At 69.1% G+C, this 22,388-nt stretch carries 20 protein-coding genes and 1 tRNA gene; 16 read left to right on the plus strand and 5 right to left on the minus strand.

Annotation, left to right across the window (positions count from 1 at the left end; genetic code table 11):
- Positions 1 to 3 precede the first annotated feature (3 nt).
- Positions 4 to 99, plus strand: a tRNA-Cys gene (locus IE277_RS44325).
- 47 nt (positions 100 to 146) lie between these two features.
- On the opposite strand, the gene IE277_RS44330 is transcribed toward IE277_RS44325, so the two are convergent.
- Positions 147 to 515, minus strand: a complete 369-nt coding sequence (locus IE277_RS44330) for a PIN domain-containing protein (protein ID WP_229882505.1) — start codon at positions 513 to 515, stop codon at positions 147 to 149.
- 8 nt (positions 516 to 523) lie between these two features.
- Positions 524 to 781, minus strand: coding sequence for a hypothetical protein (locus IE277_RS44335; RefSeq protein WP_189959488.1), 258 nt, complete (start codon positions 779 to 781; stop codon positions 524 to 526).
- A 908-nt stretch (positions 782 to 1,689) separates the two neighbouring features.
- On the opposite strand from IE277_RS44335, the gene IE277_RS44340 reads away from it, so the two are divergent.
- From IE277_RS44340 to IE277_RS44355, 4 genes are all read left to right on the plus strand, one after another.
- A complete protein-coding gene (locus IE277_RS44340) occupies positions 1,690 to 2,142 on the plus strand; it encodes a MarR family transcriptional regulator (protein ID WP_189959490.1) in 453 nt (150 codons plus the stop codon).
- Positions 2,142 to 2,453: a replication initiation protein, RepL2 gene (locus IE277_RS44345; protein ID WP_067133677.1), complete on the plus strand. Its 312-nt coding sequence runs from the start codon at positions 2,142 to 2,144 to the stop codon at positions 2,451 to 2,453. Before IE277_RS44340 ends, IE277_RS44345 begins: the two co-directional genes overlap by 1 nt.
- Before the next feature lie 241 nt (positions 2,454 to 2,694).
- The gene (locus IE277_RS44350) at positions 2,695 to 3,960 is read left to right on the plus strand and encodes a ParA family protein (protein ID WP_189959527.1); all 1,266 of its coding nucleotides are present in this window, start codon (positions 2,695 to 2,697) and stop codon (positions 3,958 to 3,960) included.
- Positions 3,957 to 5,138 (plus strand): ParB/RepB/Spo0J family partition protein, encoded by a 1,182-nt coding sequence (locus tag IE277_RS44355; RefSeq protein WP_189959492.1) that lies wholly within the window; start codon positions 3,957 to 3,959, stop codon positions 5,136 to 5,138. The genes IE277_RS44350 and IE277_RS44355 overlap by 4 nt, the downstream gene beginning before the upstream one ends.
- Before the next feature lie 157 nt (positions 5,139 to 5,295).
- On the opposite strand, the gene tpg is transcribed toward IE277_RS44355, so the two are convergent.
- Positions 5,296 to 5,850 carry a telomere-protecting terminal protein Tpg gene (tpg, locus tag IE277_RS44360; protein WP_189959494.1) on the minus strand — a complete coding sequence of 185 codons (555 nt, stop codon included), beginning with the start codon at positions 5,848 to 5,850 and terminating at the stop codon, positions 5,296 to 5,298.
- A gap of 6 nt (positions 5,851 to 5,856) precedes the next feature.
- Positions 5,857 to 8,091 (minus strand): telomere-associated protein Tap, encoded by a 2,235-nt coding sequence (gene tap, locus IE277_RS44365; RefSeq protein ID WP_189959496.1) that lies wholly within the window; start codon positions 8,089 to 8,091, stop codon positions 5,857 to 5,859.
- An 838-nt stretch (positions 8,092 to 8,929) separates the two neighbouring features.
- Between tap and IE277_RS44370 the strand changes: the two genes are divergently transcribed.
- The 6 genes from IE277_RS44370 to IE277_RS44395 all read left to right on the plus strand — a co-directional run bounded on the left by IE277_RS44370 (position 8,930) and on the right by IE277_RS44395 (position 15,730).
- The gene (locus tag IE277_RS44370; RefSeq protein WP_229882509.1) at positions 8,930 to 9,949 is read left to right on the plus strand and encodes a bifunctional DNA primase/polymerase; all 1,020 of its coding nucleotides are present in this window, start codon (positions 8,930 to 8,932) and stop codon (positions 9,947 to 9,949) included.
- Positions 9,946 to 11,487: a DNA primase family protein gene (locus IE277_RS44375; protein ID WP_189959500.1), complete on the plus strand. Its 1,542-nt coding sequence runs from the start codon at positions 9,946 to 9,948 to the stop codon at positions 11,485 to 11,487. Before IE277_RS44370 ends, IE277_RS44375 begins: the two co-directional genes overlap by 4 nt.
- Positions 11,488 to 11,679: 192 nt before the next feature.
- The gene (locus IE277_RS44380; protein WP_189959501.1) at positions 11,680 to 12,063 is read left to right on the plus strand and encodes a DUF6009 family protein; all 384 of its coding nucleotides are present in this window, start codon (positions 11,680 to 11,682) and stop codon (positions 12,061 to 12,063) included.
- Between the two features lie 795 nt (positions 12,064 to 12,858).
- Complete coding sequence (locus IE277_RS44385; RefSeq protein ID WP_229882506.1) at positions 12,859 to 13,857, plus strand: bifunctional DNA primase/polymerase; 999 nt, start codon at positions 12,859 to 12,861, stop codon at positions 13,855 to 13,857.
- Complete coding sequence (locus IE277_RS44390; protein WP_189959505.1) at positions 13,854 to 15,359, plus strand: DNA primase family protein; 1,506 nt, start codon at positions 13,854 to 13,856, stop codon at positions 15,357 to 15,359. Before IE277_RS44385 ends, IE277_RS44390 begins: the two co-directional genes overlap by 4 nt.
- The gene (locus tag IE277_RS44395) at positions 15,356 to 15,730 is read left to right on the plus strand and encodes a DUF6009 family protein (RefSeq protein WP_189959507.1); all 375 of its coding nucleotides are present in this window, start codon (positions 15,356 to 15,358) and stop codon (positions 15,728 to 15,730) included. The genes IE277_RS44390 and IE277_RS44395 overlap by 4 nt, the downstream gene beginning before the upstream one ends.
- 106 nt (positions 15,731 to 15,836) lie before the next feature.
- Here the strand turns inward: IE277_RS44395 and IE277_RS44400 are convergent, their stop codons facing one another.
- Positions 15,837 to 17,474, minus strand: coding sequence for an acyl-CoA dehydrogenase family protein (locus IE277_RS44400; RefSeq protein ID WP_229882507.1), 1,638 nt, complete (start codon positions 17,472 to 17,474; stop codon positions 15,837 to 15,839).
- A gap of 57 nt (positions 17,475 to 17,531) precedes the next feature.
- Between IE277_RS44400 and IE277_RS48510 the strand changes: the two genes are divergently transcribed.
- The 5 genes from IE277_RS48510 to IE277_RS44420 all read left to right on the plus strand — a co-directional run bounded on the left by IE277_RS48510 (position 17,532) and on the right by IE277_RS44420 (position 22,382).
- The gene (locus tag IE277_RS48510; RefSeq protein ID WP_229882508.1) at positions 17,532 to 17,774 is read left to right on the plus strand and encodes a hypothetical protein; all 243 of its coding nucleotides are present in this window, start codon (positions 17,532 to 17,534) and stop codon (positions 17,772 to 17,774) included.
- 446 nt (positions 17,775 to 18,220) lie between these two features.
- Complete coding sequence (locus IE277_RS44405) at positions 18,221 to 18,928, plus strand: ScbR family autoregulator-binding transcription factor (RefSeq protein WP_189959529.1); 708 nt, start codon at positions 18,221 to 18,223, stop codon at positions 18,926 to 18,928.
- Positions 18,929 to 19,063: 135 nt separating this feature from the next.
- On the plus strand, positions 19,064 to 20,299 hold the full coding sequence (locus IE277_RS44410; RefSeq protein WP_189959511.1) for a cytochrome P450 family protein: 1,236 nt from the start codon (positions 19,064 to 19,066) through the stop codon (positions 20,297 to 20,299).
- Positions 20,300 to 20,672: 373 nt separating this feature from the next.
- Complete coding sequence (locus tag IE277_RS44415) at positions 20,673 to 21,308, plus strand: ScbR family autoregulator-binding transcription factor (protein WP_189959512.1); 636 nt, start codon at positions 20,673 to 20,675, stop codon at positions 21,306 to 21,308.
- A 240-nt stretch (positions 21,309 to 21,548) separates the two neighbouring features.
- Complete coding sequence (locus tag IE277_RS44420) at positions 21,549 to 22,382, plus strand: AfsR/SARP family transcriptional regulator (RefSeq protein WP_189959514.1); 834 nt, start codon at positions 21,549 to 21,551, stop codon at positions 22,380 to 22,382.
- Positions 22,383 to 22,388 lie beyond the last annotated feature (6 nt).

Raw genomic sequence — 22,388 nt, forward strand, 5'->3', positions numbered from 1 at the left:
CGAGGAGAGGTGCCCGGAGCGGCTGATCGGGGACCAGGGCAGCAGCCCAGAGTCGGACCCCAGCGGTCCACGCAGGTTCGAATCCTGCCCTCTCCGCCACACACCACCCTCATTCCCGGTCTGGCTTCTCCTGATCCACTCCGCGGTCAGGGGGTGAGGTCCAGAACGCGGACCGGCTCGCCGATCCAGCGCTCGGGAGCCGTCGTAGCGACGATCGCTCCGTCGGGGCGGTCCGGGGTGGGCTGAGCGGCGTACTGGCAGTGTGCCGCGGCCCACGCGTTCTGCCGGGCCACCGCCAGGACAGCGGGCAGGTCCAGGTGAAGGACCGTCATGCCGGGCAGTGCGGCGAGGTGCTCCGCGGTACCAGGTCGGGCTTGGTCCGCCTCGACCAGTGCGCAGGCCGGGGCGTAGAGGTACCAGCCGGTCTCCGCGTGGGCGCGGTGGATCAACCGGGAGGCAAGGACATTGCCGTGGCCGGCTGCCGCCATCGCGGTCTCGTCCAGAACGATGTGCATCGCGTCGCTCACCGTGCGGCCGCCTGGGCAATCCGCCGGTCCAGCTCGCTGTCGAGGTCCCGCTCCTCCGCCGGGGTCGGTGCGTAGCCCGTCCACTCCCGCAACGCGGCGCGGGCCTGCGCTGCGCGCTCTGCCCGCTCGGCCGGGGTGAGCAGCGTCTCGGCAAGTCGGGCCAGATAGGCACGCAGCGACATACCCTCGGCCGCCGCTATGGCGGCAAGCCGGTCCCGGGCCTCCTCTGGGATACGAACATTCGCGTCGGACATCACCAGGCTCCTCTCCACATCATCAGGGTACGGGTACGTACCCGTACCCGTACCTCTGCGGCACTGCACGAGGAGCCGCAGAACTCTCCTGCCGGTGCACGTCGGCATGCGTCTGCCGGTTTCGCCCAGGTCGGGGAGGGTGCTGGCTGGTTGCGGGGGTGCTGGTGGCGGCCGGGGCTGATGGGCGGGGGCTGGGCAGCGTGGTACCAGGGGCCTTTGCCGGCCCCTGGACCCCGCTGCCCCCGCCACTTCCCGGCGCGAATCCGTTTCGTCGGGGTGCCGGGCGTACGCGCCGGAAAGCGGCGGGGTTGTGGGCGGTGGGCGGCGGTGTCGCCGCCGGAGGAGGGGGGGAGTCCCACGATGTCGGCTGGCGGTGCGGGTGTGCCCGCGGGTGTGGGTTGGGGTTGGGGTTGGTTGGTGCGGTGGTGAGGGGCGGTGGGGGTGGGTGGATGAGGGGAGGGGGTGTGCGGTGAGGGGAAGGCGGGGGCTCCTGTTAAGGGGAGAGAGCGCGGCTGCGAAATGGCCTGTGACCTGCGAAAATAGGTCCAGCGGCCAAGATCGGGGGAACTGTCTGGCAGTTCAGTGGAGCTGGGAGCGCGGTTTACAGAACTGAGTGCACAGATCCCTGGGACGTACCGCACAGTTCTGGGCGACGTACACCGCGATCTGTCGGACCGTGACCACGATTGTCTGAGCTGCTATCAGGGCTAGGGGATCTTTGGCCCACGATCCTTCGGACGTGGCAGATTGACGTGACGTACATGAGCTTGGCTGCGGGAGGGCGGCATGTGCCGACACGGCCGACAGGCGGAGTTGATTGACTTCCTGATCATGTACGTTAAGTTCATCTGGTCGGCCCCACGGCCGTCTTTGTGAACCATCCGTCAATTCCTGGCACGGAGGGCCCGTTGGGAGCAGTACGCAGACTGGTTGATGCCGACACAGGCGAGCCGGTCCCCTATGCGCCGTACGCCTTCTCGGGCCGGCATACACAGGTCGACAAGGCGCGCGTTGAGGCGATCACCGAGTCCAAGGCGTTCACGCCCAGCCAGAAGTTCCTTGTCCTGTGGTGGATCGGGGTCTCGCCCGAAGGCATGGAACCGCTGAGGGCTACAGGTGCGGACATCGCCAAGCGGGTAGGTATGTCCACCGATGCCGTGGGGAAGATCAACAGGAAGCTGGCCAAACACCGCATCCTGATCGTTCGAGGGCGCATCGGTAACTACAACTTCTACCGGATCAGCCCGTACATCGCCTTCCACGGGACGGGGCTTGAGCAGCGTGAAGCGGTGAAGACGTGCAACCCGCCGGATATCCCCGGCTTCGACGAGAGCGCCCCTGCGCGGTGGGAGGCCCAGTGATCAGCAGCGACGACAAGCAGAAGAACCTCGAACTGCTGCAGAAGACGGCTGGCATGACTGCCAACCAGCGTCTTGTTGTCATGCTGTACGCCCTGCATCCGACCGACCGGTCCGGTGCCGTGCTGGAGACGGCCGCCAACCTGGCCAAGCTCGTCGGCATGGCTCCCCCGGTGTTCTCGCGCACCCGCAAGCAGGTCATCGAGGCCGGCTGGCTGGAGGAGACCGAGAGGATCGGGCACATCAAGTACTACCGGCTCGACCCCAAGCGCATGGGTGAGAACGTCGTGGTTCCCCTCCGCCGTGCAACGTGACGTCCCACGGACCGCTCCTCATTGACGTGACGTACATGAGGAGCGGTCCGTGGGACGTTCCTCTTGATGTCAGAGCAAGTTCCCCAGCCCCCGGCGCGTGCTGCCGGGGGCTGGGTGCGCTGTCTATTACGGCGTAATAGCTGTCGCGGTTGGCCGGCGGCCGTCCACTGATGGCACATCAATACCGTTAACTAACGTGTCGGTGCTTCCAAAGATCTTGTGCGTTAGTAAGGTGTCATCCATGAGTTCGCCAGCCACTTCCAGCGACCGCGAGAAGGTCGTCTCCAAACTGCCGGGATGGCTCCGGCAGAACGTCAAGATCAGAGCCGCCCAGCGCGGCATCGAGATCCAGGCAGCCGTCGAGCAGGGCATCCGCGACTGGTGTGCCCTTGCCTCCACGCCTGCGGCCATCGACACCTCGGGCGCTGATTCGTTCTCCACCTTCCTGCCGCCTGGTCAGTGGGATGAGTTCCGTCAGATCGCAGCCGAGCGCCGTGTCTCCCTCATCCAGGGGCTCGCGCAGTCCGTGCAGCTGTGGCTCGACTCCCATCCTGCGCCGGATGTCGAGCGGCCCGAGGTCACCCGTCGCATCATCGTGTGCAATCAGAAGGGTGGCGTCGGCAAGACAGCGATCACCGCGGGCCTCGGTGAAGCGCTGGCCGAGGACGCCAACAGCCTCCATGCCGTCCGGGTGGCCAAGGCGCTCGCCGAAGCCCTGCGTGCGAGCGACAACGGGTCCGATGACATGCCGGGCTGCGAAGACCCCCTGAGCGTGGAGAACCTGCCGGGGCTCGGACTGCGGGTCCTGCTCGTCGACTTCGACCCGCAATGCCACCTCACCAACCAGCTCGGGGCGGCGCCGCTGCCCATGAACGGCGACAGCCTGACCAATCACATGGCGGGTGACCCCAAGGGCGACCTCCGTGATCTGATCGTCTCCGTCGACGACGAGGCGTTCGGCGGCCGGCTCCACCTGCTGCCCGCCTGCAACGACGCCTTCCTCCTCGATGTCCGGCTCTCCGCCGTACGCGCCAGGGAGTCGGCGCTGGAACGTGCGCTTGCCCCGGTCGAGGCCGATTACGACGTGATTCTTGTCGACTGCCCGCCGAGCCTCGGTCTGAGCATGGACGCGGCCGCGTACTACGGCCGCCGGCGCGACGGGGAGAAGCTCGGTCAGTCCGGCGCGCTGATCGTCGTGCAGGCCGAGGACAGCTCGGCGGACGCCTATGAGCTGCTCACCACTCAGATCGATGACCTGCGCGGCGACTTGCAGGTGGACATCGACTACCTCGGCATCGTCGTCAACCTCTACGACTCGCGCCGCGGCTTCATCGCCACCTCCTCGCTCCAGGGGTGGGTCGACATAAAGGATCCGCGGGTCGTCGGGCTCATCGGTGATCTCAAAGAACAGAAAGAAGCAGTCCGCATGAAGCGGCCCCTGCTGTCCTACGCCCCCAAGTCGCAGCAGGCGATCGGGATGCGCGCGCTGGCCCGGGAGATCGTATGAGCAAGGCCGATCAGCTGGGAGCCGGCCGCTTCGGTGGGGGGGTGCGCCCTGTGAGCGCGCGCCGCCAGGCCGTGGCCGCCGCTACCGGGGTGCCCACCGACGGCGTGGCCCCGCCCACCGAGCTTCCTCCGCATCGTGTCAGTCTCAACCCTGACAACCCCCGCTCCAGTCTCGGTGATCTCACCGATCTCGCGGGCAGTCTGAAGACGCACGGGCAGAAGCAGGCGATCACGGTCATGAACCGGGACGCCTACATCAGGGTCAACCCCGAGCGTGAAGCCGACCTCGAACCCGACACCACGCATGTGGTCATCGACGGCAGCAGTCGGCTTGCCGCTGCCCGCGAGGCGCAGCTCCACGCGGTCAAGGTGATGGTCAGCGACGACCAGGGCAGCAACTCCGAGGAGCTCCTGGAGTCCGCCCTCGTCGCCAACATCCACCGGCACGACCTCGGGGAGCTCGACGAGGCTCGCGCTCTGCGACGGCTGCTCGCCATCCATGGCAGCCAGACCGCGCTGTCCAAGCGGCTCCACCGCTCGCAGGGCTGGGTGTCACAGCGTCTCGCGCTGCTCAGTCTGACCCCCGAGCTGCAGAGCCGTATCGGCGAAGAGCCCATCGACCTGCTGCGTGCCGTGGCCAACAAGCCGGCTGCGGAGCAGGAGGCGGCGCTTCAGGGGCTCAAGGACGAGCGGGCCCGGAAGGACGAGGAGAAGCGCGGCCGGAAGCAGGCACATGAGAGCAAGGCACCGGTCCTTGCTTCCCCGCAGCAGCCGGGGGAGTCGGAGAGCTATTACGGCGTAATAGGGGATGCCGAGTTGAGCGCGGCGGCCTCGGCTGCCCCAGCTGCCTCGAAGGGCTCGTCGGCGTCGGCGTTGGCTGCTGATCCGGCTGACGCGGCAGATGTGCAGCAGCCGGTCCAGCAGCCGGTGCCGGAACCGCGGGCGGAGGCGTCCGTCGCCGGTCCGCAGATGGATGCCTCGGCCGGCTCCCATGCACGACGGGTGCCGTACAACGAGCCCGGCAGCCTTGCCATGCTGCTCGACCGGAACATCGAGAGCGATGACCTCTTCTTCGACTTGCTTCGGTTCCTGAGCAAGAAGGGACTGGAGCGAGACCCGGCCCGGCTTGCCGAGCTGGTGCAGTCCTTCGCCGGGCAGGCCGCCGTACAGGGCGACTGATCTGTTCGGAACCAGCGGAAGGGCCGGCCCTCTTGGGGGTCGGCCCTTCCGCTTACGGTGTCTGCCGCTATTACGCCGTAATAGGTCGGGCCCCTTCCATGTCCTGGCCGGGCCCCGCCCGTACCCCTATTACGGCGTAATAGGTTGGGCGGTCGGGCTACAGGGAGATGTCGATCTGGTCGACGTCGGTGAACTCCACGTCCAGGCCCTGGGCTCGGGTGTTGTCCGCTCGGAAGTACATCTCCCCCAGGCCCTCCGCCGCGATCTGCAGAAGCTGGTCCTCGGTGGCACCGGCGTCCCGGGCCTGGAAGAGCCGTTCGGCCCAGTGCGGGGGCAGGGCCTGGGTGATGTCGCGGACGCGGGCGTCGTCGGTGGTGCCCGGGGCTGCGGTGAAGCCGAACCTCGCCCGGGTGGCGAGGACCAGGCCGTCGGTGCTGACGGCCTTCTGCTTCGCCCGTGCCCGGACCTGCGGCTGCCAGCGGTGGCGTACCTCGCGCTCCAGGCGGGCGGCGAGGTCCCGGCGGGGGTGCTTGAGCTGGCCGGCGACGTAGCGTTCCACGGTGCGCTGGGAGACGCCCAGGAGTTCGGCGACTCGTCTGGTGCCCTTGAGCTGTTTGACGAGATATCTCATCTGGGCCGGGGCGCTCTTGGGGATGGGGCGGGTGAATGCCTGCTCCAGCGCACGGTCCAGGCTGTCCCCTACCGAGTCCATGGCGGGCTACTCCCCTTCGGCGGTGGTGCCGTCGTTCTTGATGTGGTTGGCGATGTTGAACACGCCGCCGTGCTGCTCGAACTGTTCTTCCGCCCACAGCACGCTCTGTGTGCCCTGATGCTTGACCATGCCGGGGCTCACGCCCAGCCGGAATGTGCCCGGTACGGCCTTGCCTTCGGCGGTGTACGGCAGGAAGTCCAGCGGGCTGGGGCCAGGGGAGGGGTAGACGAGAGCGTCGGTGCCGATGGCGATGGGGTAGAGGTCGGTGGCGGCCGCCGTCTTCATCATCTTGCGGTGCATGCTGACCCGGACCGTCGCCAGGACGGCCGCCCGGATGTCGGGCCGCCAGGTCGGTCGGGCGAGCGCCGGCCACGGTTCGTAGTACGGCACCTGGCCCCGGTTGCGCTGGCGCAGTTTGCCGATGCCGCCCTTGGCTGTCGCCTTGATGGCCTTGAGCACCAGGGCCAGTGTCGGATCGGTGTGCCGGGAGCGGGCCATGGCGTGCAGGAACTCCTCGCCCTCCATGCCGGTGCTCACTCCGAGGTCCGCCATGGTGGCGATGTACGCGTCGCGCAGTCGCTTGTACCAGGGGTCCAGATAGCGGCCGGTGTGTGTGCGGACGTAGGCCTCGATCGGTGTGACCTCGAAGCCGAGTTCCCGGGCGTACGCCAGGGTCGGCGTGGCGTACCAGGCCGGGCCCTCGGGCCGGTTGCCGGTCGGGGTGAAGGGTGACGGGAGCCGGTCGGCGTCCAGGGTGCGGCCGTTGACCTCGACCTGGGAGAGATCGATGTGGGTGAGGTCCACCAGCCAGGAGCCGGGCAGTGTGGGGTCGAAGCGCGGGTTGCCGGTGAGGTGGGTGGGACCGTTCAGGCCGATGGTCAGTCCGTTGGCGGCCGCTGCGAACGCCATGTTGACGTCGATGGCGACCAGGTACGGCCGCATGCACTCGTCGTCGGTGAGTTCCCGGCACCAGTCGTACGGCTCCTCCAGCAGCATCTCGGCCGGGGTGCGCTGGTGGTGGCGGGCGAATCGGCCCTGGAGCAGGGGGTGCTCGTCCGGGACTTCGCACTCGACGACGTCGTACACCTGGGTGAGGGCGTCGGTGTTGAAGGCCTGCTGGAACTCTCCGGTACTGGAGTCCTTCTCCGCGCGGGTCGGCGGGCGCAGAGCCGTCATCAGTTCCAGGCCGGTGACCGCCGTGGTGCCGCGTGGGGTCATCACGCGCTCCGCGTAAGTGCCGAGGAACCGTGCGAGGTCAGGAGCCGGCATGGTCGGCAGGCGGGGGGCGTTCTTGTCGTCCCACTGCTCTACGGGCAGGGCGCCCCAGTTCGGAATGCACAGCTGTACGCAGCGGCGGCGGGCACCTTCGGGGGCGCGGTAGAGGCGTGCCCACGGCCCGAGGCCGAGCTGGGTCAGCTGCAGGTCCGCCTTCTTGATCTGCTTGACCACTTTGTGGCTGTCCTTGAGCCGTCCGGCGCGGCGTTCCTCCGGGGACAGGGCGACGGGCAGGCCGTATCGCTCCAGGGCGGCGGGGGTGAGGACCAGGACGGGGTCGGCGTCACGGCCGTGTCGGTGCAGTCGGGCCTGGCCGAGTCCGGCCTCGGTCAGTGCCCAGTCCACCAGGGCCGGGATGCTCTTGGCGGATACGTCCAGGACCAGGCCGCCCACGCAGTAGGCGACCACTTGGTCGCCGTCGAGGTCGATGACGGCGAGAGGGCCGTTCTCGAAGCGGGGGGTGGCGGTCTCGGGCGGTGTGGTGGAGCGGGCCGGTGTGGTGGTCGGCTTTCTGGCCGGGGACGCCGGCCGGGTGCCGGTCACACTCGCGGGCTTCGCGGTGCGCTGTCGGGGGGGCTCGGGTGGAGGCGTCACCGTGGGGCGCCTGTCCGGGGGGGCGGGGGCAGGGGCCGTGGGTGGCAGATGGTCCGTGGGCTCCGGGAGGGCGGGGGCCGGGGGAGTGGGGGGCGTCTCCTGAGTCGGCCCGGGCTCGGCGGGGAACCGTTCGGCCAGCTTTTCCAGGAAGCGGGCGTAGGCGGCCCGTTGGGGCGGGCGGGGTTCGTTCCTGCCCGACTCCCAGCTCGCGACCGTCTCGCGGCGGGTCGCCAGTGCGGCCGCGACCTGAGTCTGGCTCAGTCCTGCGGCCTCGCGTAGGCGCCTGCGCTCGGCGGGCGACGGCAGGTCGTTCTGAGCGACTTCTTCCAGCAGCGCGTCGACGGCGCTGAACAGCTCGTCCTGAGTGGGCACGCGGCTCACCTCCCGCGCCCAACCTATCCCAGTCACGCACTGGATCCTCTGTCGAATCACTCTCGGATCGCACAGGGCTGCGCGCGACGGAGGGTCTGGGGCAGTAGGGACCGAGGGATCAGGGACTGAAGCTCCAGGGCCCGGAGGGACTTTGGTCCCTGGAGAGTTTTGCCTGGTCAGGCGGGGTGCGAGGCGTCGCAGAGGGACCGTAGGGACTCAACTTCGCCATTATGACGTGAACTCAGATGGTGTTCATGATGGTGTTCGTACGCGCGTGCGCATGTGAGACGACCAAGAGGTCGATCAGAGACCAATAACGCTTGTTCAGCTCATAACTAGGCGCTTTCGGTCCCTTCAGTCCCTGCTGGAGGCGGTAGGGCTGCGTTGACCTGGGCTTTTGCTGGCAGGGACGCAAGGGTCCGAAGGGACTCTGGCAGGGGCCGGTCTTCAGTCCCTGCTCCGTGGCGGTGGGCTCGCGCTGGTGGTTCGCTCGAATCTGACTCGAAAGCCCCTTCGGTCACTCAGAAAATGCGATAAACCGGCTTCTTCTGATGAGTTCCGTGGGTCGCCCAGCCCCGCGCAGGGACTCAAGGGACCGAACAGTCCGATACGACGGCACGCGGGAGGGGAGCTGCATCGCCCTGGGACGGAGCGGCCCTAAACTCTGTGCGAAAGACAGTCCCTTCGGTCCCTCAGAACGCCTCACGCACCTGCTTGGCCTGGTCGTTCTGCCGTCCTGCAGGGACCGAGAACGACAGCGACGAGGACGATGCACGTGCCGTGCCCCGGTGAGACCCCCGCGCCTGCCTCGCAGGGCAGGACGGTGACACCGCATGCAGTGGCCCGCTGGTGTGCCGCCCAGGGCTGGCCGGTCCATCCGCTCGCACCGGGGCGCAAGACGCCCGCCGCAAACTGTCCGGACTGCAGGGACCGAAGCCATGCCCCCCGGACATGCCGGTGTGTGACCGAGGGCAGGGCCTGCCATGGCTTTCATGCCGCGACCACCGATCAGGAGCGCATCGACACCTGGTGGGGCCAGAGTCCCTCGGCCGGTGTCGGAGTGGCCTGCGGGCCCGCGCGGCTCGTCGTCATCGACGTCGACGCCCATCCTGCGCCGGTGCCGGACCGCAGCCGGCTGCTGCCCGGCATTCCCATCCACGAGACCGTGGATCTGGCCGGACTCGCCTCGGGATTCGACACGCTCGCGTTGCTGGCGGCCTTCCGGGGACAGCCCGATCCGGCCCAGGACGAGAGCACGCTGCGGGTGCGGACGCCGTCGGGCGGACTGCACATCTGGTACCGCGTCCGTGAGCCGGACACGCGGTTCCGCTGTTCGACGGGGTCCAGCCCGAAGGTGGCGCTGGCCTGGCAGGTCGATGTGCGGGCCGAGGGCGGGTACATCGTCGCGCCCACCACACGAACCGCTCAGGGCACCTACGAGGCGCAAGGGACCGTCCGTACACCGGCGCCGCTGCCCGGCTGGCTGCACGCCGAGCTGGTGCGGACCGGGCATCTGGTCACTCCTCCCGCGCCGAGGCCGCCCGTCGGTGGTGGGGGAGCGCGGCGCAGGGTGCGGGGCGCGGCCGCACGGAGGGTTCTCGAACCGTTGATGGAGGAGGTCGTGCGGTGCGGGAACGCCCCGGAGGGCACCGGCTTCACCGAGAAACTCAATCGGGCCGCCTACACGGCCGGCGGGCTCGCGGCCGCCGGACACGTCGAGTCCACGCAGGTGCGCGAGGAGTTGCTGGCCGCGGCACGCAGCGCGCGCCCCTGGCAGGATCGGCGTAACGAGAAGATCATCGATGACGGGCTCGCCGCAGGGGGCACACGCCCATTCCACCTCGAAGGACGTACATGAGCAGCGCCGAGAGCACGCCGCGGTTCGATCCCCAGGCCGCCGCTCAGCAGATGCTCGAACTGCAGGAGAGTGAGCCGGTCACTCCTGTCCTGCCCGCGCAGGTCTCCGCGCCTAAGGTCTTCTCGCCGCCGGACAGCGCCCGGCAGGAGCCGGTGCTGCTGCCCCCGCATCTGAGCGACCGTGGCAATGCCCGACTGTTCGTGCAGCTCTACCGCAGCCGTTTTCGTCATGTCGAGGGTCTTGGATGGTTCGCCTGGGACGGCTACCGCTGGAAGCGCACCGGCGGTGAGAAGGCGGCTCTGTGGGCGGCGGGGGAGATGGCCGAGGATCTGCCGCAGACCGACCCGCTCGGGCGGTACGGCGACCGTGAACTGGCCGCGCACAAGCGGCGGACGCTGTCCACGACGGGCATAAAGGCACTGCTCACCCAGGCGAAGGCGGCTCCGGATCTGTCGGTCGACCCCGACACGCTGGACGGGGATCCGTACACACTGTGCACTCCGGCCGGGGTGGTCGATCTGCGCACCGGTCAGCTGCACAAGCCCGACCCGGAACGGGACTTCCACTCCCGCGCCACCAGTGTCGCGCCGCAACGGATGCCCACCCCGCGCTGGGAACGCTTCCTGGCCGACACCTTCGGTGACGACGCCGAGGGCCGGGAGATGATCGGCTTTCTGCATCTGCTGCTGGGGTACTCCATCACCGGCGACGTCGGCGCCCAGGTCCTGCCCTTCCTGCACGGCGAGGGCAAGAACGGCAAGTCCGTGCTGCTCGACACCATGATCCAGATTCTGGGGGACTACGCGGACGCGGCGCCCCCGGGCTTTCTGATGGACCGGGGCGCGTTCTCCGAGCACTCCACGGAACTGACGGAGCTGCACGGTCGGCGCCTGGTGGTGTGCAGCGAGCTGAAGCCCAACGACAAGTTCGACGAGGCCCGGGTCCGGCTGCTCACCGGTGGCGACAAGATCAAGGCCAGGCGGATGCGGCAGGACTACTTCTCGTTCACGCCGACCCACCATCTGTGGCTCTTGGGCAACCACCGGCCCGAGGTGTCGACGGGCGGCTTCGCGTTCTGGCGTCGTATCCGGCTGATCCCGTTCACCCGGATCGTGCCCGCCGCGCGGCGCATCGACAACCTCGCCTTCGAACTGGTCCGTGACGAGGGTCCAGGCATCCTCAACTGGCTCGTCGACGGTGCTCGCCGCTACCTGGCGACCCGGGACCCCCTCGACGGGCCCGACCGGGTGCGGGTGGCGACCACGGAGTACGCCCAGACCGAGGACCACATCGGCCGCTTCCTCAACGAGTGCTGCATCCGGGAGGCCGACAGCCCGGCCGACCTGCGCGTAGAGCAGGGCCTGCTGTACGGCACCTATCAGGGGTGGTGCACCGCGGGCGAGGGCCTCAGGCCGGCCAGTCCCCGTGCCTTCGCCACGCGCGTCCGGCAGGAACTCGGCCTGGCCTCTCCCACCGCCATGATCAAGTCCAACGGCCGCAAGTACTACCCGGGGATCGCCCTCACGGGGGCCGAATGACCGCCCTGCCCCGCCCGCGGGCCCTACGGCGCCGTCTCCACTCCTCGCAGGGGCCCTCCTACGATGGAGAGCGAGCGGCCGTTCCCGCGGCCACCGCCCGCCCTGTCCTCCGGGACACGGATCACAGCACAACATGTACACACCAGGCCGGGTCCTTTGCAGGGGCCGGTCGATGAAGGAGGGGCGGGAGCCATGAGCTCGCTTCTGAACGAGAGCGACCTCATCCACGAAGCGAAGGTGGTGTGGCTGGAGCCCCTGGACGGCCTCGACTACGTACGCCAGGCGCTCGACAAGACCAAGCGCCGCAACACCAAGCCGCCGTACGCGCGTGACGGGCGCATGGTCGGCTACGTCGTCCTCGACGACGGGGCCGAGGCCGACCCCGACAGCGGGCTGTACCGGCGACGGGTGTTCTTCCTGCTGCCGCACGACCGCGACAGCCTTCCCGAGGGGCTGTACCGGGAGGGCGCGCCCGGTGAGGCCGTGGATCCGCGCACCATCGAGCCGAAGAAGCCCGGGAGCAAGACGCCCCGGTCCCAGCGCGGGCCGTCTGCCATAGCCACCGCCGCGTCATGAACCGCGCCGCGCAAGGCGCGGCGAGCCTTTTCGCGGGTGCTGTGCCCGAAGGAATGCCGAGGGCCCGCCGGGGACTGCCGCCGCGACCGAGAGGCCGGGCAGCCAGTTCTCTCGGTCGCTTCGGTCGCTGGTGCCGGGTGAACGGCCTGGTGAAAAAACGGTTGTCCAGGTTCGGTCCAGAGTCGCTTGAGTCGCTTGGGTCGCTTCGGGTGGAACGGCCCGGAGGGGGCGGTGGAGGGGGCAGCGACTGAAGGACAGCGACTGAGCGGGGGGTTGGTCGCTGTTGGGTCGCTGGTGAGTAGCTGGGTAAAAGGCCAGGTCAGGGGCGCTTTTGGGGAGGGGTAGCGACTGAAGCGACTCAAGGTCCGGGTATATGGAGACATTCACGCATGCGTGTGTGTGCGTGCGCGTGCGCGTGTAGGCGTTATATGTAGGAAACTTGAGTCGCTTCAGTCGCTGATTGGGGGGTTGTACGGCTGTGACCTGGGATTTTGACAGCGACTCAAGCAGCGACTGAAGCAGCGACCCAACGGTCTTCGGTCGCTGTGGGCCTTGTTTGGGTCGCTGTTTTCGCCCCTGGGAAGCCGAATCGTTTCTTCGCTCAGATGACCCCACCTTTATCGTTGCTTCGCTAGTGTGTGCCTGTTGTTGAGTCGCTTCGGTCGCTGACGGGGGAAAAGCATGGCCGATGAGCTGCGGGTTTTGCGCAGCGACTCACTGCGGCCCGCTGCTGTCGGAGAGGGTTCCTTGCAGTCCCTGGCCATTGCCCGGTGGTGTGCCGGCCGAGGCTGGCCGGTGCATCCACTGGCCCCAGGACGCAAGACGCCCGCAGGCAACTGCGCGGTCTGCCGTGAGCCTGGGCATACCTACCGGGGATGCAGCTGTCCTGCCGCGGGTCGCTGGTGCCATGGATTCCGGGCCGCCACCCTGGACTTCGCGCGGATCGAGCAGTGGTGGGGTACGCATCCGGAGTTCGGGGTCGGGATCGCCTGCGGGCCCGCCGGGCTGGTCGTCGTCGACATCGATGCCCATGCCCGCGAGCTGCCCGGACGTGACCGTCTGCTGCCGGGTATCGACATCGCCGAGACCGTGGACCTGACCGGGCTCGCCAACGGCTTCCACACGATCGGTGTGCTGGCCGCGCTGCGCGGCGCCGCCGCGCCCTCGGACGACGACACGACCCTGCGGGTGCGTACGCCCTCCGGCGGGCTGCATGTGTGGTACCGGGCCTTAGCGGGGCACCGCTGGCAGTGTTCCTCCGGCTCGGGCGGAGGACGGGCACTGGCCTGGCAGGTCGACGTACGGGCGCACGGCGGGTACATCGTCGCCCCGGGCACCGTGACCGCGGCCGGTGCGTACGAGGCCGTGGGCGCGGCACGCGAACCCGCGCCGCTGCCCGCCTGGCTCGCACGCGAGCTGGAGCGCACCGGCCATCTGCCGCCCGCGCACCAGCCCGCGCCCCGGCCGGTGCCGCCCCGTGCCCGGCAGGCCGTCCTGGCCGCCGGAGGGGGCAGCCGAGCCGTTGGCCGGGTGCTTGCCTCTCTGCTGGCCGACGTGGCCGCTTGTGGCGCCGTACCGGAGGGAGCCGGGTTCACCGAGAAGCTCAACCGCGCGGCATACACCGCCGGCGGGCTCATCGCCGCGGGTCTGCTCGACGCCGACGAGGCCGAGCGGGTCCTGTCGGCTGCGGCCGCGCAGGCCCGCCCCGGGCAGGAGCGGCGCTACGGCGCCGTCATCCGCGGCGGACTGAGCGCGGGCCGTACCCGTCCCCTGGCCCCGGGAGGCCGCCTGTGACGCGCGGCCGCGACAACGCCCTCTTCGACGCCGGCTCGGTCGCCGCGCAGATCCTGGCCCAGACCGTCCCCCAGGCCCGTACGGCGGCCCATGACGACGCCGGGCCCGCCGGTGAGGCCACCGCCGACGGGCTGCTGCCCGACACCCTCAGCGACCGTGGCAACGCCAAGCTGTTCGTCAGCCTCTACGCCAACGACTACCGGCATGTGCCCGGGCTCGGCTGGTTCCGGTGGGACAGCACCCGCTGGCAGATCGACGAGGACGACACCGTGCTGTGGGCCGCCGGCGACCTGGCGGAGTCCCTCGCCAGCACCGACCCGCGGGGGGTGCACAGCACGACCGCCCTGCAGCAGCACCGCCGGCGCGCGCTGAGCACCAGCGGCATGAACGCGATGCTCACCCAGGCCAAGTCCGCGCCCGGCATGGTGCTCAACGCGGCGCTGCTGGACGCTGATCCGTACGCCCTGTGCACGCCCGGCGGCATCGTCGACCTGCGGACCGGGCTCAAGCGGGTGCCGGACCCGAACAAGGACTTCCACGCGCGCTCCACCACGGTGACGCCCGAACCGATGCCGACGCCGCGCTGGGACCGGTTTCTCGCCGACACCTTCGGGGAAGGACCCGAGGGCCGGGAGATGATCGGCTTTCTGCATCTGCTGCTCGGGTACTCCATCACCGGCGACGTCGGCGCGCAGGTGATGCCCTTCCTGTTCGGCTCCGGCAAGAACGGCAAGTCGGTGCTGCTGGACGTGGTGATGAAGCTCGTCGGCGACTACGCGGACGCGGCGCCCCCCGGGTTCCTCATGGCCCGCCCCTACGAGGGACACCCCACCGACCTGGCCGAACTGCACGGGCGCCGGGTCATCGTGTGCAGTGAGGTCAAGCCGGGGGACCGGTTCGACGAGGCCCGGGTCAAGCTGCTGACCGGAGGGGACCGCATCAAGGCGCGGCGGATGCGGCAGGACTTCTTCAGCTTCCAGCCGACCCACAAGCTCTGGCTGCTGGGCAACCACCGGCCCGAAGTCGGCACGGGCGGGTTCGCGTTCTGGCGGCGGATGCGGCTGATCCCGTTCGAACGGGTCGTGCCGGACCACCGGAAGGTCGACAACCTCGCGGACATCCTCGTGACGGAGGAAGGCGCGGGCATCCTCAACTGGCTCGTCGTCGGGGCCCGGCGCTATCTGAGCGGAGAGCGGGACCTGCTCGGGCCGGAGCCGGTGCGCATCGCCACCACGGCGTATGCGGAGACCGAGGACCACATCGGGCGCTTCCTCGGCGAGTCCTGCCGGCGTGAGCCGGGTCTGAGGGCGGAACAGGCCGGTCTCTACGCGGCGTACAGGACATGGTGTCAGAATGAGGGGGCCCCGGCTGTCTCGTCCCGGTCCTTCGCCGCGCGGGTCCGGGAGGCGGTGGGACTGGCCTCTCCGAAGGAGATGATCCTGTCCAACCAGCGCAAGTACTACCCGGGCATCGGGTTGGCCGCCGACGAGGAGACAGTATGAGCGCCCTCATAGCCGAGGACGAGATCGTCCACGAGGTCGACCTCGTCTGGCTGGAGGAGATCAGCGGGCTGGACTACGTCCGCCAGAGCCTGGACCGGCTGCCGACCCGGCGGGGCAAGCCCGCCTACCACCGCGACGGCCGCATGGTCGGCTATGCGCTGCTCGGGCCCGAGGCCAAGCCGTCCCGCTCGTCGGGGACCTTCCGCCGGCGGGTGTTCTGGCTGCTGCCGCACGACCGGGACACGGTTCCTGACGGGCTGTACGCGACGGGGGCGCCGGCCGAGGCGGTCGATCCGCGCACCCTGGCGCCGGGCAGCAAGGGGCGCAAGACGGAGCGGTCCGAGGGCGGGTCGGTGTCGTCACCCCTGTAGGCCTGGGCGGGGACAGCCGGATGCCGGGTGGGCTTCGAGCGCGCACCCGGCATGAAGAAGGACAGTTGCGTGGGGAGCGGGATGCGTCCCCGGGGCGGCGGTGCGCCTACTCGGCGATGCCCGCGTAGTCGGCGAGCGGAACCCGGCCGCTGTTGGCGATCGGAATCGCGTCCAGGTACTCGTCGGGCAGGTCGAAGGCGTCGACGAACGTCTCCATGTGCGGGGCGAGACCGTCGACAACGGTGTCAATGACGAACGGCAGTTCGCGGACCTGGTCGGCACTCATGTGCGCCTCCAGCAGCAGATCGCCGGTGTGGCTGCGGATCTGCTCCAGCAGGAACAGCAGGCACAGCTTGTCCAGCAGCTGCCGCGCCTCGGGCTGTGTCACCCGCTCCGTCGCTTCCAGGAAGGCGTCGGCGGCCCGCAGCCCGGCGTGCACGGAGACCATCTCCAGTGCCGGCGACGATGCCCTGTTCCAGCGGGCCAGCGGGTCCTTGGCGGGACCCCGGCGCAGCGCGGCCCGTGCCCGCGACTGCCAGATGGCCTCGGCCTGCGCCAGCAGGGAGCGTACGAAGCGAGGGTTGGTCAGTTCCTGCTGGCCGGCCGGCGCGGCGGTGGGCTGTGTGGTCTCGGTGGCGAAGAGCAGCTCCGCCGCCGCCTTGGCCCAGATCACCAGGTTGTCGCCCTCGGCGGTCACGGTGCCCTCGACGTAGTCCGGGAAGCCGGCCAGTGCGTTGACCGCGAACAGGCCCTGGGCGCCGCAGCGTTCACGGCACTCGGTGGTGATGGCGCGGGCCTGCCAGGTGATCCACCCCTTGGCGACGGCCACCAGGCGCTCCGCCTCGTCGCGGGTCTCGGCGGTGTGCCGGGTCCAGGCGGCAGTCGCCGAGCGGTGCAGGAAGGTCATGGCGTACGCCGTCGCCAGCGACCTGAGCAGCCGGGCGTGGTGGCTGCGGTGGGCGTTGACCGGGACGCGCTCGCCCGCCTTCGGGCCGGCCACACGGCGGTGCTCGCCGTAGCGGACGGCGATGGCCAGGGCGGCCCTGGAGGCGCCGACGGCCGCGCCGCTCATGCACATCTTGCCCACGGTGACCCGGCCGATCGAACGCAGGAAACGCTTGCGGCGGTTGCCCAGATTGCTGATGAGGGTGCCGTCGTGGCCGAGTCGGCCGTGCTCGGCCTCCAGGAGCGCCTCACGCGGCAGCCGTACATGGTCGAAGGCGGTCAGGCAGTGGTCGACGGGGGCGCCGGGCCGCATGGGCAGCCGACGTACCCGGATCCCCGGCAGCAGGCCCTGCTCGTCGCTCAGCGGGGTGAGGAACAGATAGACGCCCTGGTCCTGGCCGTTCGCGATGAGGCGGGCGGCGACCACGGCGCTCTTGGGGCCGCCGGTGGTGCTGGTGTTGGGCATGAACTTCTGTGCCCCCGCGTGCGGTGTATGGAGTATGAACCCCCCGCTCTGCGGGTCGAGTTCGGCGGTGGTCTCCAGCGCGGCACTGTCGTTGCCGTGGTCGAGTTCGGTGCACAGGAAGGTGCCGATGCGCCGCATGGACGTGAACTCGGACAGATCCCGGTGCTCTGCCGACTCGTGGTCGAGGAGACTGCCGAGGAAGAGGTTGTAGTGGATGCTCGCCACCGTGCACAGGCCCCCGCCGCCGTCCACGATCGCTGTCCACTCGTGCAGGCTCGCCAGCAGGCTGGCGTCCGTGGCGAGCCTCTCGGGCTCGCCGATGGTGTCGTTCACCAGTCGCAGCCACTCGTAGGACTGTGCCGCCTGTTCGGCGGGGGAGCGGCCTGGACGGTGGCGAAACGTTTCGTTACGGATCAGCCCGCGCCATCGGCCGTGGATCTGCTCCCGCTCGCCGCCTTCGCCGAAGAGCAGCCGTGCCAGATCCTGTGCGGGTGTGGTGTCGATGCTTGCGAGGTCCTCGAGGGCGAGTGCCTCGATCGCGTGGAGATCCCTCAGGTGATCGGCCCGCAGGCGGTCGCCTGGCCGTTCGGTCCGCAGTGGCTGATCCACCGCACGACCGGCAATGCCGGATGAGGCGGTCCGTATGGCCGGCTGGGTTGTCAGTAGGGCCATGACCTTGTCCCCCGTCAGTCGCAGGTCCGGAGTTTGGAGTGCAGGACCCAGAAGATACGGACCTACCGGTTTTCTTATCAAGCCAAATGATGGCAAAGCGCAAGCGGACAGTGACAGATCTTCGAGGGTCTGCCAGGCGATCCGTAGCGGAATATCCGATTCTGCGGCGTCAGGTCCAGGCCTATCCACGCGGCATAGACCCCTGGTTGGGCGTGGAATACCGCGCGTGAGGTTTCTTTTGCTCCAGGTCGGCCGACGAGCCGTTCCGCAATTCCGTACAAATGTGACATTGGCGGATGTTCGACGCAGTCATGGTTGATCGCGCGAGTGAGGGGTGGCAGGATACGAACCTGTCGGTTTATTTTTTTCCAAGAACTGCACCGGAGCAGATGGCGGAGGTGAAGGCCGTGGCGCTGCAGGAACGGGCCATCAGAACGAGGCGGGCCATCCTCGTCGCTGCTGCGGCGGTCTTCGCCGAGGTGGGGTACGAGGCGGCGACGATCTCGGAGATCCTGCACCGGGCCAATGTCACCAAGGGGGCGCTGTACTTCCACTTCGCCTCCAAGGAGGAGCTGGCGCAGGCGGTGCTGGCCGGCCAGCTGGCGACGATCCCGCCTCCGCCGCCGCAGGAGCTGATGCTCCAGCAGGGCATCGACGAGGCCTTCCTGCTCGCGCATCTGCTGTCGGTGGGGGACCCGATGGTGCAGGGCAGCATCCGCCTGACGGTGGACCAGGGGGCCCCGAGCGACGGCTTGGACCGGCGGGTGCCGATGAGCGGGTGGATCGAGCACAACATCGAGATCCTCGGCAAGGCCAAGGAGAACGGCGAGCTGCTGCCGCATGTCGATGTCGCGGCCACGGCGCGGATGTTCGTCGGGGCGTTCACCGGCGTGCAGGTGCTGTCCAAGATCATGTCGAACCATGTCGACCTGCCGGAACGAGTCTCTGACCTGCAGCGTCATCTGATGGCGGGCATCGCGGTCCCGGCGGTGCTCATGCAGCTCGACACGGCCGCCGACCGGGGCGCCCGCGTGTACGCGGCGGCGCTGAGGCTGCGTGATGCCGCCGAGGGTGCCAAGGTCGCCGAGGCCGAGGAAGTCCCGGCCGCGGGCTGACGGCGGAAGGCAGCAGCGGTACAACTGAACAGTCGTCGGGGGCGTGATCGTGTACGTCCCCGGGAGGGGGAGGGCGGGGGACCCCTCCCCTGGGCAAGGTGCCACATGTGCAAGACCGACCCAGGGAGTACGACGATGAACACGACTGCTGTCTGCCCTTATGCCCTGGATGTGACGGGGCGGGATCTGGCGGGAGAAGCCGCCATGCTGCGGGCCCAGGGGCCGGCAGTCCAGGTTCAGCTGCCCGGCGGGGTGATCGCCTGGGCCGTGGTCGGGCAGAGACATGTGGAGCGGCTGCTGACCGACTCGCGCGTCTCCAAGGACGCCCGCCGGCACTGGCCCGCCTTCATCGAGGGCCGCATCACCGAGGACTGGCCGCTGTACCCGTGGGTGGCGAACGAGAACATGCTGTTCGCCTACGGAGAGAGCCACGCGCGGCTGCGCCGGCTGGTCGCGGGGGCCTTCACTGCCCGGCGCACGGAGGCCCTGCGCCCGCGGGTCGCCGAGATCACGGCCGAACTCGTCGACGGCCTCGCCGCCCTGCCGGCCGGCACTCCGGTCGAGCTGCGCTCCGCCTTCGCGGAGATCCTGCCCATGAGGGTGATCTGCGAACTGTTCGGGGTTCCGCAGGGCGAACCGACGGATGCTCTGTGCGTCGCGCTGCACAAGGTCTTCAGCACCACTCTGTCCGGTCAGGAGATGGAGGCGGCGCGCATACAGGCCTTCATGCTGCTGTCCCAGCTGGTGCAGGACAAGCGGGCCAAGCCCGGGGACGACCTGACCAGTTCGCTGATCGAGGCCAGGGACCAGGACGACCGCCTGAGCGAGGCGGAACTGCTGGGCACGCTCTTCCTGATGATCGCCGGAGGGCAGGACACGACCGCCGCGCTGATCACCAATGCCGTGGGCGCGCTGCTGAGCCACCCCGACCAGCTGGAGCATGTGCGCGCGGGCCGGGCGAGCTGGCAGGACGTGTCGGCCGAGACGATGCGGGTGCACACCCCCGGCGCCTACTCGCCGATGCGGTTCGCGGTGGAGGACATCGACCTGGACGGTGTGCTCATCCGCAAGGGCGACGCGATCGTGGTCTCCTTCGCCGCGGGCGGCCAGGACCCCGAGCGCTACGGCCCGGACGCCGACCGGTTCGATGTGCTGCGCACCGACCGCGACTCGCTCGGGTTCGGGCACGGAACCCATCGCTGCATGGGCGCGCCGCTCGCCGAGGTGGAGTCGACGGGCGCCTTCGCCGAGCTCTTCGAGCGCTTTCCCCGGATGCGACTCGCCTGCTCCCCGCAGGAGTTGGAGCCCATGTCCAGCTTCCTGATGAACTCCTACCGCGCCCTGCCGGTGTATCTGGACCCGCAGGACTGACGCGGACGCGACGCGACCGGCGGGACTCTGTCCACCCCCTCCGGCAGGGGGCGGACAGAGTCCCGCCGTTTTGCTGCCTGGTGATCTGCCGCAGAACGGCTTAAGCGCGGGCGGAGCGCCGCTCGGCGGTCGAGAAACCGCATGAGTGGTTCATTAGTCTGGGCGGATGTTCCGGGAAGGCTCCTGGAAGGGGATTCCCCCGTGCGCGCCGTCTCCGGGCGGCCTGGGCCGCATGCGTCTGACGAAGGGCAAAACCGAACGTCGTAAACGTACCAAGCGCGCGGTTTGATAAGATCGCGCAGGTAGACGTTCTGAACCCCGGGAAGCGTATGAAGCGACTCCGGTTTCCGCGCATGTCTAGGAGGAGGGCGTCATGGTCAAGCAGGTGAGGGCGGCACGGACACGTCAGTCCCTGATCCGTGCGGCGGCCGAGGTGTTCGCCGCTGATGGGTATGCCCTCGCCTCTCTTCCGGCGATCAGCAGGCGGGCCGGGGTGAGCGCGGGCGCCCTGCACTTCCACTTCGCCAACAAGGAAGCGCTGGCCACCGAGGTGGAGTCCGCTGCCACGGACTCGGTCGAGAAGCTGGCCGAGCGCTGCCGCGATGTGGCCGGCACCTCGTTGCAGTCGCTCATGCGCATGATGTCCGGCCTGCTGCTGGCCGTCGCCGACGACCCGGTCATCAGGGCCGGCTTCAAACTCAGCGGTGACCCCTCCCGCAAGAGCGACGCGGCCATCCTGGCCTGGTGGCACGACTGTGTGCGCGACCTGGTGCTGCAGGCGCAGCGTGCGGGTGAACTGGCCGACGACGTATCGCCGGACGAGGCGACGACCGCGATCGTAGCGGCCACGGTCGGTATCGAGGTGATCGCCGCGATGGACGACGGCTGGCCGCCGGCCGAACGCCTGGCGCAGTTCTGGTCCTTCATCCTGCCGCGGCTGGCGGCCTTCCCTGAGAGCGCGCTCATGGCGATGGCGGAGGAGACGCAGCCGCAGGGGTCCATCCAGTAAAACAGCTCGCATGGTCTGGTAATGATCGGGTCAAGCGGCCTCGATCCCACCAGTCATCTTTCGCTGATTGCCCTTTTCTTCCCTTTTATCCACCGTTGGTGTGGGTCAATTGAGCGGTCCTCGTGTGGGAATGGAGAATAAGCAGGGTTTCCGGTTTGGCGTTGACATACCGCACGCGCTGTTTTTTACTCGACTTGCTAGGGAAACGCTGCAGACAGCGCAGGGAGCGGGGGAAACGGCGTGGACATCGATGTACTCGGCACACTCGCCGTACGGCACCGCGGAGTGTCCATCACGCCGACGGCGCCCAAGCCCCGCCAGGTGCTCGCCCTCCTGGCACTGCGTGCCGGTCAGGTCGTCCCGGTGGGTGTGCTGACCGAGGAGCTGTGGGGGAGCGAGCCCCCGCGCAGCGCCCGGGCCACCCTGCAGACCTACATCCTGCAGCTGCGCGACCTCATCTCCGCCGCCCTGGAGAACGGCACCGGGGACGACACCGGGCAGCGCCGCCAGGCCAAGGACGTACTGCTGACCGTCCCCGGCGGTTATCTCCTCAAGGGCGGCGACGACATCAGTGACGTACGGGAGTTCGAGCGGCTCGCCGGCTCCGGATACCGGGCCATGGACGCCGAGGACTACCCCCAGGCCGCCCGACTGCTGCGTGAGGCGCTCGACCTGTGGAGCGGCCCCGCACTCACCGACGTCCACACCGGACCCCATCTGCAGACCGAGGTGAAGCGGCTGGAGGAGAGCCGGCTGTGCGCACTGGACCAGCGGGTCGAGGCGGACCTGCGGCTCGGCCGGCACCGTGAGCTGCTCGCCGAACTGACCGTGCTGGTCAACCAGTACCCCACACACGAGAGCCTGTGCGGCCAGTTCATGCTGGCGCTGTACCGCTCCGGACGGCGCGGCGAGGCGCTCGACGCCTACCAGCGGCTGCGCTCGACCCTGGTGCGCACCATGGGCCTCGAACCGTCCGCCGCGCTCGGCAAGTTGCAGCGATCCATCCTGATGTCCGGGCCCGGCGCCCTCCCGGCCCGCTCGGCGGCGGCCGTTCCCGCCGCGCCGGTGGCCTGATCTCTC

The organism is Streptomyces alanosinicus (assembly GCF_014650595.1).
GTDB lineage: Bacteria > Actinomycetota > Actinomycetes > Streptomycetales > Streptomycetaceae > Streptomyces > Streptomyces alanosinicus.

Coding starts and splice junctions, on each gene's coding strand:
- IE277_RS44330 (WP_229882505.1), bottom strand. CDS start 515: ATGCACATCGTTCTGGACGAGACCGCGATGGCGGCAGCCGGCCACGGC.
- IE277_RS44335 (WP_189959488.1), bottom strand. CDS start 781: ATGTCCGACGCGAATGTTCGTATCCCAGAGGAGGCCCGGGACCGGCTT.
- IE277_RS44350 (WP_189959527.1), top strand. CDS start 2,695: ATGAGTTCGCCAGCCACTTCCAGCGACCGCGAGAAGGTCGTCTCCAAA.
- IE277_RS44355 (WP_189959492.1), top strand. CDS start 3,957: ATGAGCAAGGCCGATCAGCTGGGAGCCGGCCGCTTCGGTGGGGGGGTG.
- tpg (WP_189959494.1), bottom strand. CDS start 5,850: ATGGACTCGGTAGGGGACAGCCTGGACCGTGCGCTGGAGCAGGCATTC.
- IE277_RS44375 (WP_189959500.1), top strand. CDS start 9,946: ATGAGCAGCGCCGAGAGCACGCCGCGGTTCGATCCCCAGGCCGCCGCT.
- IE277_RS44380 (WP_189959501.1), top strand. CDS start 11,680: ATGAGCTCGCTTCTGAACGAGAGCGACCTCATCCACGAAGCGAAGGTG.
- IE277_RS44395 (WP_189959507.1), top strand. CDS start 15,356: ATGAGCGCCCTCATAGCCGAGGACGAGATCGTCCACGAGGTCGACCTC.
- IE277_RS44410 (WP_189959511.1), top strand. CDS start 19,064: ATGAACACGACTGCTGTCTGCCCTTATGCCCTGGATGTGACGGGGCGG.
- IE277_RS44415 (WP_189959512.1), top strand. CDS start 20,673: ATGGTCAAGCAGGTGAGGGCGGCACGGACACGTCAGTCCCTGATCCGT.